Source organism: Salirhabdus sp. Marseille-P4669 (assembly GCF_900240405.1).
Taxonomy (GTDB): Bacteria; Bacillota; Bacilli; order Bacillales; family Alkalibacillaceae; genus OEQK01.
In genome coordinates this window covers 128,170-142,051 of sequence record NZ_OEQK01000006.1, presented here as the reverse complement: position 1 = coordinate 142,051, position 13,882 = coordinate 128,170, and the positions used below count along the sequence as shown (strand labels likewise).

The 13,882-nt window shown below is 37.2% G+C and carries 12 protein-coding genes; 8 read left to right on the top strand and 4 right to left on the bottom strand.

Features of this window, described 5'->3' with window-relative positions:
• The first annotated feature begins 60 nt into the window (after nt 1-60).
• Entirely contained in the window at nt 61-1,239 is a 1,179-nt protein-coding gene (locus tag C1A05_RS12670; protein WP_102028722.1) for an MFS transporter, read from the top strand.
• Here the strand turns inward: C1A05_RS12670 and C1A05_RS12665 are convergent, their stop codons facing one another.
• Entirely contained in the window at nt 1,240-1,854 is a 615-nt protein-coding gene (locus tag C1A05_RS12665; protein WP_102028604.1) for a YitT family protein, read from the bottom strand.
• 266 nt (nt 1,855-2,120) lie between these two features.
• Between C1A05_RS12665 and C1A05_RS12660 the strand changes: the two genes are divergently transcribed.
• The 6 genes from C1A05_RS12660 to C1A05_RS12635 all read left to right on the top strand — a co-directional run bounded on the left by C1A05_RS12660 (nt 2,121) and on the right by C1A05_RS12635 (nt 10,159).
• The gene (locus C1A05_RS12660; RefSeq protein WP_102028603.1) at nt 2,121-2,564 is read left to right on the top strand and encodes a MarR family winged helix-turn-helix transcriptional regulator; all 444 of its coding nucleotides are present in this window, start codon (nt 2,121-2,123) and stop codon (nt 2,562-2,564) included.
• An 18-nt stretch (nt 2,565-2,582) separates the two neighbouring features.
• Nucleotides 2,583-3,776, top strand: a complete 1,194-nt coding sequence (locus tag C1A05_RS12655) for an MFS transporter (protein WP_102028602.1) — start codon at nt 2,583-2,585, stop codon at nt 3,774-3,776.
• Between the two features lie 191 nt (nt 3,777-3,967).
• Nucleotides 3,968-4,663 carry an ABC transporter ATP-binding protein gene (locus C1A05_RS12650; RefSeq protein ID WP_234998521.1) on the top strand — a complete coding sequence of 232 codons (696 nt, stop codon included), beginning with the start codon at nt 3,968-3,970 and terminating at the stop codon, nt 4,661-4,663.
• Entirely contained in the window at nt 4,660-7,866 is a 3,207-nt protein-coding gene (locus tag C1A05_RS12645) for an FtsX-like permease family protein (protein ID WP_102028600.1), read from the top strand. The genes C1A05_RS12650 and C1A05_RS12645 overlap by 4 nt, the downstream gene beginning before the upstream one ends.
• A 204-nt stretch (nt 7,867-8,070) precedes the next feature.
• A complete protein-coding gene (locus C1A05_RS12640) occupies nt 8,071-9,081 on the top strand; it encodes an NADP-dependent oxidoreductase (RefSeq protein ID WP_102028599.1) in 1,011 nt (336 codons plus the stop codon).
• A 130-nt stretch (nt 9,082-9,211) separates the two neighbouring features.
• A complete protein-coding gene (locus C1A05_RS12635) occupies nt 9,212-10,159 on the top strand; it encodes an alpha/beta hydrolase (RefSeq protein ID WP_102028721.1) in 948 nt (315 codons plus the stop codon).
• 190 nt (nt 10,160-10,349) lie between these two features.
• On the opposite strand, the gene pnuC is transcribed toward C1A05_RS12635, so the two are convergent.
• Nucleotides 10,350-11,036 (bottom strand): nicotinamide riboside transporter PnuC, encoded by a 687-nt coding sequence (gene pnuC / locus C1A05_RS12630; RefSeq protein WP_200816495.1) that lies wholly within the window; start codon nt 11,034-11,036, stop codon nt 10,350-10,352.
• A 159-nt stretch (nt 11,037-11,195) separates the two neighbouring features.
• Nucleotides 11,196-11,843, bottom strand: a complete 648-nt coding sequence (gene trhA / locus C1A05_RS12625; RefSeq protein WP_102028598.1) for a PAQR family membrane homeostasis protein TrhA — start codon at nt 11,841-11,843, stop codon at nt 11,196-11,198.
• A gap of 140 nt (nt 11,844-11,983) precedes the next feature.
• Here trhA and C1A05_RS12620 point away from each other — a divergent pair, with 140 nt between their 5' ends.
• The gene (locus C1A05_RS12620; RefSeq protein ID WP_102028597.1) at nt 11,984-12,565 is read left to right on the top strand and encodes a DUF1836 domain-containing protein; all 582 of its coding nucleotides are present in this window, start codon (nt 11,984-11,986) and stop codon (nt 12,563-12,565) included.
• A gap of 79 nt (nt 12,566-12,644) precedes the next feature.
• Here the strand turns inward: C1A05_RS12620 and yfkAB are convergent, their stop codons facing one another.
• A complete protein-coding gene (gene yfkAB, locus C1A05_RS12615; protein ID WP_102028596.1) occupies nt 12,645-13,772 on the bottom strand; it encodes a radical SAM/CxCxxxxC motif protein YfkAB in 1,128 nt (375 codons plus the stop codon).
• Nucleotides 13,773-13,882 lie beyond the last annotated feature (110 nt).

Here is a 13,882-nt window from a genome sequence, read left to right as displayed (position 1 = left end):
GCAGCTAAGAAAAAAGGCAAAGGACTTGTGATATTAGCAATTGGATCAATTCCTTTAATTATGACCTTGGGAAACTCGATGTTGATTCCAATCCTTCCACAAATGAAAAAGGCATTAAACATATCGCAATTACAAGTTAGTTTAACCATTACGGTTTTTTCGATTGCTGCAGCCATTTTTATTCCAATCCTCGGATATTTGTCTGATCGGTTTTCAAGAAAGGTTGTTATTCTACCAGCTTTAATCATGTATGGTGTAGGTGGGCTATTAGCTGGATTAGCATCCTCGTTTTTTTCCAATCCATATATTTGGATTTTAATTGGCCGAATTTTACAAGGTATTGGAGCGGCAGGTACTGCACCAGTCGCTATGGCGCTGACAGGGGATTTATTTAAAGGTGGAGAAAGAAGCCGGGTATTAGGTATTGTGGAAGCATCCAATGGCTTAGGAAAGGTACTATCCCCAATTCTAGGTTCACTTCTTGGAATCATTGCATGGTTTGCTGTCTTCTATGGATTTCCGGCAATATGTTTCCTATCCATAATACTAGTAGCTCTTTTTATTAAGGAAAAAAAGAACAGACAAGTACCGCCACCCTTTGGCAAATACGTAAGAGGATTATTGAGCGTCTTTAAAAAAGAAGGCAGATGGCTGTTCATAACCTATTTAGCTGGATTTACATGCTTGTTTACTTTATTTGGAATTCTTTTTTATTTATCGGATATTTTAGAGAAGGATTATGGGATAAATGGAGTTGTAAAGGGACTTATCTTGGCTATTCCTTTGCTTATAATGGGGACGTCATCTTATTTCACAGGGGCAAAAATAGGGAAAAACATGGTAGCAATGAAGCGGTTAACCGTCATTGGCTTTATGCTTATGACCATTTCCTATAGTGGGCTTATTTTTTTTAAGAGCATTGTGCCATTTTTATTTGTTTTAGCGATTAGTAGTATTGGTACAGGATTTGTGCTTCCATGTATCAATAGTTTAATAACAGGTTCTGTTGGGAAGGAAAGAAGAGGTTTTGTTACATCCTTGTATGGGTCTGTTCGTTTTTTAGGTGTTGCAATTGGTCCACCAATTTTCACTCGTTTAATGGAATGGTCAAGGCTTGGTATGTTTTTAAGCTTAGCTATTTTCACGTTGATTGTTGGTCTTTTATGTTGGATGTTCATTCATGTAAAAGGAAAAGATGGTAAGGAAAAGCATCAGCCCATTAAATACAATTATGTGTAGCTATGTCTTTTTGCGCCAATCTAATGTATACGTTTCATACGTTTGAATCGTGCAGACTAAATCAACAAGCTTAGTCGAGATCCATTGACTAATAAAGGCTAATAGGAAGATTTGCCAGCTAACCATGGATGCTGTAAGCAAGAAGATCGCACTGTTTGTCCAAAATAAAGGTTTTCCAGGGAGGATGCTTCGCTTCATGGCAATAATTAAAGCAATAACACCTACTCCACCGTTAGAGACACCCTGCCGCATAAGAATTCCAATGCCGACACCTAAGAATATGGAGCCAATGAATAAATCGATGAAAAGGTTTCTTACTGAAATATGTATCATATTTTCAAAAACAATAATGGAAATAGAAGTGACCGTGATGGCTAATAGAGTTCCCACTGTACTTTTATTTCCTAAGTATTTGATCCCAAATATCATTAACGAAAAGTTAACAATCCATAATCCGATTCCTGGATCTATTTGAAACAGATGGTGTAAAATGACCGTTATTCCTCCAGCTCCTCCTGATGGGATATCGTTTGGGAAAAGAAACAACCCCATCCCAAATCCTTGGGTAATACCGCCTAGCATAATGAGCAATCCTTTTTCTATTAAGTGAACCATAAGCAACTTCCCAACTCTATATCTCGTATTTTAATAACCTTACTGTAAAGATAGTTTATTCTTGTCCACTCGTTCATATGACGAGTGTTTTTGGCTATAGGGAGCGTCTATGTTGCATGATTCGACAAATATCGGGTGGTGCCGGGCACCCCAAAACCTCCGCTCCTCCTCATAAATAAAATAATTCGTATACAAACTATATTTACACAAACTATATCAAGGTGTATAATGAAAAACATGTGCTAAAGGAAAGAGGGGATTTGTGCATGTCCTTAGATAAAGCGATTGGTGCTGGTTCCGTTCGTCTCAGTAAAAAAATTACCCGTTTTATTAATCATCAGTTAAAGCCTTATCAAATCACGACGGAGCAATGGAGTGTTTTACGAACGCTAAGTGAATCCGATCAAATTACGCAAAAGGAATTATCGGAACGAGCAGATAAAGATCAAGCAACATTGACGAAGATATTAGACCTTTTAGAAAAGCATCTTTTGATAGAACGGGTACCCAATCCAAATGATCGCCGTTCTTTTTTAATTGCTATTACATCAAAAGGAAAAAGGTTGAGTCAAGAAGTTGCCCCATATCTTAATGATATATACAAGAAATTGATTCGTTCCATCGATGAAGAAAAGCTAACCATTTATCAAGAAGTTATGCTTTCTCTAGAAAAGCAAATAGACATATTATTTCAAGAACAAAACAACTAGAAAGAAGGCATATGTTACATGAATGAATCGAATACATTATGGACGAAAAAGTTCACTGCCATTCTTATAATGGCTTTTTTCTTTTTTATTAGCTTACAAATGCTTACGACTGGGTTCCCTACCTTTATTACGGATGTGAAACAAAACCCAACACAGGCGGGATTAATGACTACTGTATTTATGATTGCAGCGATTATTACAAGACCTTTTATTAGCTATTTTATTGAAAAGGTAAATGTTCGCGTAATGAGTATGATTGCTCTTGTCTTTACAGCTTTCACGATTGCTTTAAGCTACGGTCATGATTCGGTTGGCTACTTATTGTTCCTTCGCTTTTTGCACGGTATTGGCTTCGGAATCATGTCCACGGTTTTGGCGACGATGGCAACGAAAAAAATTCCACTAGCAAGACTTGGGGAAGGAGTTGGGTATTATAGCTTAGCAACAAGTGTAGGAACAAGCTCCGCACCAATGTTTGCCATTGCATTTATTCAACTATGGTCCTTTAATAGCTTGTTAATTATTTCGGTAGTATTATCGGTTATTGTGTTTGTCATTGCCTTTTTTATGAAAGCACCGAAACAAGCTGATGCAGTAAAAACAACGCCTGTTAAAAGTAGCAAGACCAAAATTGCCTTCAAGGATTACTTGTTTGATAAAAATGCACTACTTCCATGTTTATTAGCTGCCTTTTTTACGATTTCATTAGGTGGAGTAATGAGTTTTCTACAACCGTTAGGAAAGGAAGCGAGTATTGAAGGTGCAGTTCCTTTGTTTTTCCTTGTAATGGCTATCTTTATGACGGTTATCCGACCAATCTCAGGTCGTGTGTTTGATAGCATGGGGCATAAAGTGATCCTTTATCCAGCTGTTACTAGCGGTGTAATCGGATTATTTTTATTGTTTATTGCCCAAAATACTGTTACTTTACTTATTGCCGGTGCGTTTTATGGACTTGCATATGGTACGATAACGCCATCTCTTCAAGCTATTGCTGTAGGACTTGTTAGCAAAGAAAAACAAGGAACAGCCAATGCGATGTATTACTCAGGTATGGATATCGGAATGGCAATTGGTTCAACTGGCCTGGGTATTCTTGCATCTTACACGAATTATCATGCTATTTTCGCTTTTTCGATTTTGTTTTTAGTTGCACTCATCCTGATTTATACATTGGTGTTTGTAAAAGGGGAGAGTAATAGTAAAGCTTAGATGAAGGAAGAGAAAAATATTGAATTGGAAGGATATTCGAGAATTTAATAAATCCTCTTTAAATTAATTTAACATGGAGCATACCCAAACTTTAAAGGAGAGGGTATGCTCTTATTTTTCCTTACTATATTAAAAGATTTAAAATAATGTTAAAATATTTGGAAAATTACATATTAAGGGGGATGTTCAGATTGGGGTCAACGATATCGTGTATTAACGTTACAAAATCATTTCATGGAGACGGCATAAAGATAAATGCGCTACATAACGTGGATGTTGAATTTCAGGAAGGGGAGTTTGTTTCAATCGTCGGTCCTTCTGGCTCAGGTAAATCAACTTTGCTAAGCCTTTTAGGTACATTAGATCAACCTTCCACAGGGGAAGTTCGGTTTGATGGTCAAACAAGTAAATTGAAGAAAAAAGGAGCGCTTGCAGATTTTCGATTTGAGAATATTGGCTTTGTGTTTCAACAGTTTCATTTATTACCAACGTTAACGTCATTGGAAAATGTAATGTCTCCATTATTAACGAGAAAAGTTTCTTATAACAAGAGGGAAAGAGCGACAGAAGTTTTAAAACAGGTAGGATTAGAGGATAAACTACATTCCTTACCCTCTCAGTTGTCGGGTGGACAGCAACAGCGAGTAGCAATAGCAAGGGCTATGGTTAATCAGCCAAAGTGGTTACTTGCCGATGAACCGACAGGAAATCTGGACACAGAAACAGGGGAAATCATTTTTGAGGTGTTGACGAAATTAAATCGAAAAAATGGCTGTGGATTATTATATGTAACCCATGATCCGAATTTGGCTGCCAGAGCCGACCGAATGATAGAAATGAAGGATGGCGGAATCATACATGATTCCAGTCGCGGTGATATGGTATGATTCGTTTTATTTGGAAAAACTGGTGGCGAAATAAAGAACGGTTTATTCTCCTACTTATTGGAGCATTGATTGTTAGTGCTGGTTTGAGTTATTTAGTTGGACTTTCCGAAACGAATAAAGGAACCATTGTAGATACACTCGAACAGAGATGGTCTGCATCCTATGACATTGTCGTCCGTCCTCCAGATAGTCGTAGTGTTACAGAAGAAAAAGGCTTATTGGAACCTAATTATTTAAGTGGTTTATCAGGTGGTATTTCCATCGAACAATATGAACAAATTAAAGCAATGGAAGGAGTTGATGTGGCTGCTCCTATTGCCATGATTGGTTACGTTTATAAAGATATTGTAATGGAGGAATTACATATTAAAGAACCTGGTGTTTATCGGCTTACGATTTCCGAGAAGACTGATACAGGTGTTCACCAAATAGAGAGCAGTGGACCTTCGCTTTACTTTACCGTTGGATGGCAAGCGCCAGGTATGGGTAAGGAGTATGGGGTAATTCGTTTTGAACCTCAAGTCTTGAATATGGGAAACGATGTACTGATTGCGGGAATTGACCCAGAAGCAGAAGCCAAATTAGTCGGTTTGGATAATGCTGTTATTCCTTCATCAACAAGTAGATTTTTTGAAAATATGGATACAGTTTCCTCTAACCAATCCGATTTAGGCTGGAAAACGACGAATTTACCTGTTTTACTTAGCAATCAAGATTTTGTCGATTCCGAGATGATATATAAAATTGAAAAGTTAGATTTGCCTTTTGGTAGCGAAGTGGCGACAGAGACTATGGAAAAGGTTAAGGAAAATGGTGCAGAAAAATATTTGGACACAATTGAAGCTGTTAACCAGGAAGTGTATACATACTCATCTCAAGAGGCTCATCAAAAATTGATAGAAAGCATAAAAGAAAATTATGTGAATTCTAATGATATCCTCTTGAACAAACCAACTCCTGTAAACTATCAACCAGTAACAAGCCCTTATGTGGAAAGATGGCCGTATGCATACACAATAGATTCCTACGAGGTACCAGATTCTTCAAATCTAGCCGTACATGAAACATATCGCCCTGTTGAAATGACTAGTGAAGACTTCTCTACAAGTCCTAGACTGAACATCAATTTTATTGGACTATTCGATTCTAGTAAATTAAACATCTCAAAAGACCCACTAAATGAATTGCCAATGGAAACCTATTTTCCTTCCAAAGCCCAGCAAGTGTTAGATGTTAATAATCAACCAGTAAATCCACCTAAAGAGATGAAGCCGATTAGCCTTCCGTATGGTTTTTTAACAAAGCCCCCATCCATGCTGACTACGATTGAGGCGGCAGCATCCATTGTGGGAGATAGACCAATTTCAGCAATCCGGATAAAAGCGAAAGATGTTGCGGATTTATCAGAAGAAAGTCAACAAAAATTAGAGGATTTAGCAGCTCATATTGAAAAGGAAACAGGACTTATAACCGATATTACACTTGGTTCATCTCCACAACCTGCTATTGCTTATGTCCCTGAAATTGAGGGGCGGGAGTCAAGTGGCTGGTTGCAACAGCCTTGGATTAAGTTAGGATCTTCCTTTGCTATTTTTAAAGAAACAAAGGTTGGATTTTCGGGTGTGGTAGGAAGTGTAGTATTAGTTGCGATTGTGTATGTTTTTGCGTCGAACCTAATTTCCATGTATGCCAGAAATAAAGAGTTTGCCGTATTACTATCAATTGGTTGGCGACCTAAACAGTTAGCGAAATTAATTTATACAGAAGCGCTTTTATTAGGATTATTTGTTTCATTTGTTAGTTGGGCCATACTTGGTTTCATACTGCTGACACATGAAACGGATACATCGGTAAAACGGATTCTACTCATTGGTATTTTGGGACTTATTATTTATGTGCTTGGTGCTGTCATTCCAGCGCTTTTGACTAGGAAAATAAAACCTTATGATGCTATGAGAACAGGTGAAATTACGAAAGGGAAAAGATTTTTTCGAACAAAATCAATTTTTACCATGTCCTTTAACCAGCTCCTTTCTAAGTGGAGAAGAAGTATTTTATCTATTGTCGCCATAGCTGTACCAACCAGCCTGTTAACGGTATTTCTGTTTGTAACCTTCCAATTACAAGGTGTTATGTTTACGACCTGGCTTGGCCAATTTGTAGCACTTGAGGTTGGACCGATGCATTATGTAGCAATGGGGGTTGCCTTATTAATCGCAATTCTAACAACCGCGGAAATCATCTGGCAAAATATTACGGAGCGACGCCCGGAAATTGCTGTTTTGAAAGCAGTCGGATGGAAAAATAGATCGGTTCGTTGGATGGTCTTACTAGAAGGGGTGCTTTCAGGAATTCTAGCGGGAATAGTTGGATTACTAATTGCATTTATCATCATTTGGCGAATGTATCAAACCTTCCCACAAGAACATCTAGGTTTCTTAGTTTTAACGGGAATTGTTCCGATTATCACTGGATTTATCGGTGCAATTGTTCCAGCCCAAAAGGCAGTAAATATCCAGCCATACCAAGGTATGCAGGGTACTTTAAGCAATAATAGGATTACGGAAAAGAGATTTAAAATAGTGATTGGAACACTAGCAGTTGTTTTATTTGCTAGCTTCATCGCATTGATGGCACAGGCCGTTCCCGAGGTGAAAGATAACCCTACAGCTGATAAGAATGTCGAAAACGTCCCTGCCCCTACTGTAGGTGATGTGGTAGATAAAGATGTGGTAGAAAACAATCAAAAAGAGAAAGCTGACGAGGTAGTTGGAGAAGTTGCTGATGAAACAAAATATCGTGGTGGAGTGTATAAACAAGGGGAAAATGTTGCGGATTCGGAACATACGGAACTTTATTTTGGACAATTAATGGATACGCCTGCAGAACATAAAGTGGAACAACTAGACGGCGATAAAGCGTATTTAACCATTCCGATCACTTTTATAAATAATTCGGAAAGGCAGGAGGCATTCGGTCCGAATCTATATAAACTTTATTCTTCAGATGGAACAGAGTATAAACCAGTGAGTTCCAGTATAATTGATAATAATGGTTGGAAATCAGGGGTTATTACTGGCGAAGGCTCTGTTAAATGGGCGGTAACTTATGTTATACCAAAGGATGTAAAGGAATGGAGTATTGTTTTTCAGCGACCATCGTGGGTTGATGAGCGTTTGGTTAAGGTGAATATTGAAAAATAAATAGTTGTGACAGACTTATCTTTGAATGGTGAGTCCGATTATTATGGAGTAAAAATAGAATTAAAAATAATAAATCGAGTCTAGTGGTTGTATTTCATAAACCATTAGGCTTTTTTATTTTTCTTAGAAAGGAAAAATATGCATAGTATCGAACTATTACATAATAAGTATTTCACTATAGAAAAAGGGAAGGTGATTCAAAATATGAAAAACGAACAAATTATACTAAAATCCTATCCACAGGGTATGCCAACAGATGAAAATTTTGAATTTCGAACAGTATCGGTACCAGATTTACAAGATGAACAAGTTTTAGTGCGTACCATTTATTTGTCGGTAGATCCATATATGCGTGGGAGAATGAGTACTGCTAAATCGTATGTGCCACCTTACCAATTAAATGAGGTATTAAAAGGTTATATTGTTGGGGAAGTTGTGGAATCCAAAAGTGATCGTCTACTTGTGGGGGATAAAGTGACTGGGGAGTTAGGCTGGCAACGATATAATGCGATTGATGCAAAGTATGTTCGAAAGGTTGACTCTACCTTTGCACCACTTTCCTCTTATTTAAGTGTCCTTGGATTGACTGGATTAACGGCTTATTTTGGGCTTCTAGACATTGGACAACCAAAAGAAGGAGAAACCGTTGTCGTTTCTGGAGCAGCTGGTGCTGTTGGGATGGTCGTTGGACAAATTGCTAAAATAAAAGGTGCACGTGTAGTAGGTATTGCTGGGTCATCATCGAAAATTAAATATTTAGAAGAGGAACTTGGCTTTGATGCTACAGTAAACTACAAAGAGGTAGATAATGTACGGCGTGCATTAAAAGAAGCTTGTCCAAGTGGAATTGATGTGTATTTTGATAATGTTGGTGGTCCGATATCGGATGCAGCAATTAGTCTACTAAATGATTATGCGCGCATCCCTGTGTGTGGCGCTATTTCTGCTTATAATATTACAAGTTTAAAAGATGACTTTGGTCCAAGGGTTCAGCCAACTTTGATCAAAACCCGTGCACTCATGAAAGGTTTTATTGTTAGCGACTATGCTAGTAAATTTAAACAAGCTGCGTCAGATCTCGGTAAGTGGCTTGCGGAAGGCAAAATAAAATATCAAGAAACGGTAGTAGAAGGTTTTGAAAATGTCCCGAATGCATTTCTTGGGCTATTTAAAGGACAGAATATTGGAAAGCAGCTTGTTAAAGTAAGTGAGTAAGCATTATAAATCATAGTAGTAAATCCACCATTTCATTCATACTTAAACACCAAATAAATTTTTTCGTAAAACCATATTTGTAATCGCTTATGAATATGGTTTTACTATATAAAAGGAGAGGGGAATGGAAATGGGAGTTTGTCCAAGTATTCAAGCTTTTTTAGACAAATTGGAGGCAATGCCTAAAATGCCGATGGAGCACATTCCGGCGGCGGCGTACCGAGTAAGGGCAAATGAGTTAATGCAGTTTGACCAAGAGGTTGTGGAAATGAAACAGGTGGAAAATCGAGTATTACCACTTGATGGAAGAGACATTCCTGTGCGTGTGTACACACCTTTAGGTAATCAGGAGATTCTACCAGGCTTAGTTTATTACCATGGTGGCGGCTGGGTAATTGGTAATCTAGACAGTCATGATAATGTTTGTCGCTTCCTTGCTAAAGAGGCAAACTGTATTGTCGTTTCGGTAGACTATCGCTTAGCACCTGAGCATAAGTTTCCAACTGCAGTAGACGATGCATACGACTCGCTGAAATGGATTGCCGACCATGCAGAAGAATTTAAAATCGACCCAAAACGTATCGCAGTCGGAGGAGATAGTGCAGGGGGCAATCTTGCAGCAGTCACAAGCATTAAAGCAAAGGAACAAGAAGGACCTAACATTGTTCATCAACTCCTTTTGTATCCAGCAACAGGCTATAAAGGAGATCCACCACCGTCCATAATGGAAAATGCAGAAGGATACTTTTTAACGTTAGAAATGATGCAGTGGTTCAGCAAGCAATACTTTAATGAAGAAAAGGATTACGTAAATCCATATGCATCTCCTATTCATTATTCGGATTTACGGAATCTCCCATCTGCAACAGTTTTAACAGCGGAGTACGATCCATTACGAGACGAAGGAAGAGGATATGCCGAAGCATTAAAGAATAGTGGAGTAAACGTATTTTATAAAAATTTCAATGAGCTGATCCACGGCTTTGCTAATTTTATTGGCTTTTCACCTGAATCAAAGCGTGCATTAGCGGATGGCGCGAAGAATCTTAGTAAGGTATTTAGGGCTGAGGTGGTTTAGATAATAGAACCGGAAAAAAGTGCTGTACATATATGGAGAGCCGGAAATGGAATCTGATGTTCCATTTCCGGCTTGCTTGTACATTAAAGAAATTGGAACCTGTGGCTATTTGAATTTATTTACATATTCCTCCATATAAAATAAAAAACATCAGATATAACCTATTAAGCTCCGGTTTAGAACCTTGTCGTCATGCTCCTTGTCTATTGCCAATCTTAATCCAATTAATATATCCATATACACTGTTAAATAGGAATGCAGTCCACATAACGAGCATCGAAAAGTCATTACCACCTGTTGTACTTAATGCGGTAATCCATAGAATAATAGATAGTGCATTTACTAGTATCCACATTGCCCACTGCTCCGCAAAGCGTTTTAACATAAAGATTTGAGCCGTAACCGACAATACATTCGTAGCAGAATCAACCCACACACTGTTTCCACCAAGATATTTTAATAGAAACCCATAAGCTACAATGGAAATAGAAACGATTGCAATTGTTTGTATCCAGCCTTTATTCGTTAAACGACGAACTGGAATGTCTTCTCCTTGAACACTGTTTTCGTCTGATACTTTGCTTTTATTCCACAAATAAAGTCCGATAAATTGGATAGGAAAGTAAAAAAGAACGTTTAGCATGGCTTCACCATATAAGCCGTATGTATAGGAAATGTAAGCATACGTTGAGGTTTGAATCATACCGAAATAATAATTGCTAATTTTCCCTTTCGCTACTAGAACCACACAAAGCATACCCGTAATCGACGAGATAAATCCTAATAATGTGTCATCCCAAGCAAAAAATAAATAAATATTTATGGCAGTAAATGATAACAGCCATATTCGTTCAAACCAAGTCCAATCTTTTAGCATTTTAATCCTCTCCCTAATTAAAATTGACTTTGTTAAATACTTCACAAGGTATTTCGCATTTATTTGAATTATACAATTTTTTTGGGAACAGGGAATATTGGACATGAAAAATGAGACGAATGAACCATTTTTTGATTCATTCATCTCATCTGTATCGTTCTATAAAACGTAAAAGTAAACAGATAAGAAATGACATAAACTTCCGAGCAAGATAAAAACATGGAAGATTTCATGAAATCCTAGATGCTTAAATTCAAGAAATTTCGGTTTTGTCCCATAAATAATGCCACCAATAGTATATAGAATGCCACCTAAAACAAGAAGGAATATTCCTCCTGCTTCCAATACTTTAGAGAGTGGTGAGATAAAAAAGATAACAAGCCATCCCATCGCAATATATAATGCCGTGGATAACCATCGTGGACTATGGAACCAAATTAATTTATATGCAACACCGAATACGGCAAGTGCCTGAATAATAATGAACAGTACCCATCCTGTAACACCTTCCATACTAATTAAACAAAATGGTGTGTACGTACCTGCTATTAAAACATAAATCATCGAATGATCGATTCTACGTAAAAAGGCAATTACATTATCTTTAGCAACGACCATGTGATAGGTAGCAGATGCGGAATAAAGTAAAATCATGCTTATTCCGAAAATGATAACTGCCGTCAAATCAATAGCAGAAAAGCTTGTCACAGAAGTCTTGATGACTAATGCTAGTAAGCCTACAAAAGCAAAAATAGCTCCAAATAAATGTGTGAACCCATTGATTGGTTCGCGAATATAAACACCCATCAAAATACCTCCATAACACAATGTGGTTTTTAATACTACATGTAATGATACACCCATAACATCATGTAGTCAACCTTTACTTATCATCACGTTTTGACTATACTTAAAAATAGTAGATGAAACATAAATGAGGGTATAGCATGCATAATTTAAATGAGATTATTGATGATTTAAAATTAGATCGTCACTTAAAGATTGAGGATGTTCCAAATATTGATTTGTACATGGATCAAGTCATTCAGTTATTTGAAGAAACATATAAAGATACGAAACGTAATGATGAGGAAAAAATTTTAACGAAAACGATGATTAATAACTATGCGAAAGGAAAGTTATTCTTCCCAATTAAAAACAAAAAATATTCGAAGGAGCATTTACTTCTTATAAGTCTTATCTATCAACTAAAAGGTGCTCTTTCCATTAGTGATATTAAAACGGTTTTAAGTGGGTTAAATGATAAAATTACAGAAGAAGACTTTGAACTAGATGCATTTTACAATCGTTATTTAGGACTGGTTGAGAACAACGTGAAGGATTTTTATGCCCACGTCAACAAAAAGGAACAAGAAGTGAAAGAGGAAGTAGATAAGCTCTCTGTTCCCAATCCGAAAGAGTTAGAGCAAATATTATTAATTGCTTCTTTAGTAAATTTAAGTAATTACTATCGAAAGACTGCTGAAAGGCTAGTAGATCAGCTGCAAGAACAAAAAGAAGAGGTATAAAATAACACGAGACTGCTAAATTGCTTTTCGTAAACAGTTTACCTGTTTGCAAAGCAACGAAGTAGTCTCGTGTTTCGTTTTACAAGCTAATAGTCGCTTTTCTTTCTTGAAAGTTTACACCTGGATAGTAGGAGTTTTTTACAAGGACATTAGGCCCTAAACATTTAACAGCTGGACAATGACAATTTAAGCTTTTGGCTGTTTTGCTATCCATCCATTTATCATAGGCATCTTGTAATCTAGTATCTTGAATATTTCCGAGAGAAGGCTCATCTCCAAAATCGGTCACAATAATTTCCCCAGTAAAAATATTTACATTTAGACGCGAGCGTCCATCTGGGTCGTTTCGCACTGTTACATTTTTTTCTTGATATAGTCTTTGGATAAGATCTAAATCCTCTTTTTGAAAGCTACATGGATAAAAAGGTAATGTCCCGAACAACATCCATGTATGTTGATCACGTATATCCAAAAGCTGATGAATGCCATCACGTATTTGATCTAGTGACAGTGTTTCTAGACTGCTTGCGAAATCAACTGGATACATCGGATGAATTTCGTGTCGAGCACATTTCATTTCTTCCACAACTTGTTTATGAATCTTTTCTAAATAAGGATATGTACGTTTGTTTAACATCGTTTCAGCCGATACCATCACACCAGCATCTGCAAGACGTCTCGAATTTTCAATCATGGTTTCAAATAACTTTTTGCGATTTTCCTCAGGTGGCTTACGGTCCATTCTTGCAAAGCCTGTTTCTGCAAATTCTTCTGCTGTTCCCCAGTTATGAGAGATATGTAAAACGTCTAAATATGGAATAATAAGCTCATATCGATGAAAAGGCATTGTTAAATTAGAATTAATCTGCGTTCGAACTCCCCGTTCATGGGCGTATTTTAAAATAGGTACCACATAATTTTCTACGGATTTCTTAGACATCATCGGTTCGCCACCGGTAATACTCAATGTCCGAAGATGGGGAATTTCATCCAGTCGCTTTAATATAATATCCATTGGCAATGCATCGGGGTCCTTTTGTTGCAATGTATAGCCAACTGCACAGTGTGCACAACGCATATTGCAAAGTGTTGTTGTCGTAAACTCAATATTAGATAATGTCATTTTCCCATGTTCCTCGACATCCATATACGCTTCCCAAGGGTCAAAGGACGGAGTAATCGGTTGTTGCTTGATGTTAATACTCATGTTAAAGATCCTTTCTAATTTTAAAATCCGCTATTATTCTATCACTATTCCCATTGCTTGACTAACATTCCTTAAATAGACTGTGTTTGATTTCCAATTACTACCACGTA

Coding starts and splice junctions, on each gene's coding strand:
- C1A05_RS12670 (WP_102028722.1), top strand. CDS start 61: ATGACCTTGGGAAACTCGATGTTGATTCCAATCCTTCCACAAATGAAA.
- C1A05_RS12665 (WP_102028604.1), bottom strand. CDS start 1,854: ATGGTTCACTTAATAGAAAAAGGATTGCTCATTATGCTAGGCGGTATT.
- C1A05_RS12660 (WP_102028603.1), top strand. CDS start 2,121: ATGTCCTTAGATAAAGCGATTGGTGCTGGTTCCGTTCGTCTCAGTAAA.
- C1A05_RS12655 (WP_102028602.1), top strand. CDS start 2,583: ATGAATGAATCGAATACATTATGGACGAAAAAGTTCACTGCCATTCTT.
- C1A05_RS12645 (WP_102028600.1), top strand. CDS start 4,660: ATGATTCGTTTTATTTGGAAAAACTGGTGGCGAAATAAAGAACGGTTT.
- C1A05_RS12640 (WP_102028599.1), top strand. CDS start 8,071: ATGAAAAACGAACAAATTATACTAAAATCCTATCCACAGGGTATGCCA.
- C1A05_RS12635 (WP_102028721.1), top strand. CDS start 9,212: ATGGGAGTTTGTCCAAGTATTCAAGCTTTTTTAGACAAATTGGAGGCA.
- pnuC (WP_200816495.1), bottom strand. CDS start 11,036: ATGCTAAAAGATTGGACTTGGTTTGAACGAATATGGCTGTTATCATTT.
- trhA (WP_102028598.1), bottom strand. CDS start 11,843: ATGGGTGTTTATATTCGCGAACCAATCAATGGGTTCACACATTTATTT.
- C1A05_RS12620 (WP_102028597.1), top strand. CDS start 11,984: ATGCATAATTTAAATGAGATTATTGATGATTTAAAATTAGATCGTCAC.
- yfkAB (WP_102028596.1), bottom strand. CDS start 13,772: ATGAGTATTAACATCAAGCAACAACCGATTACTCCGTCCTTTGACCCT.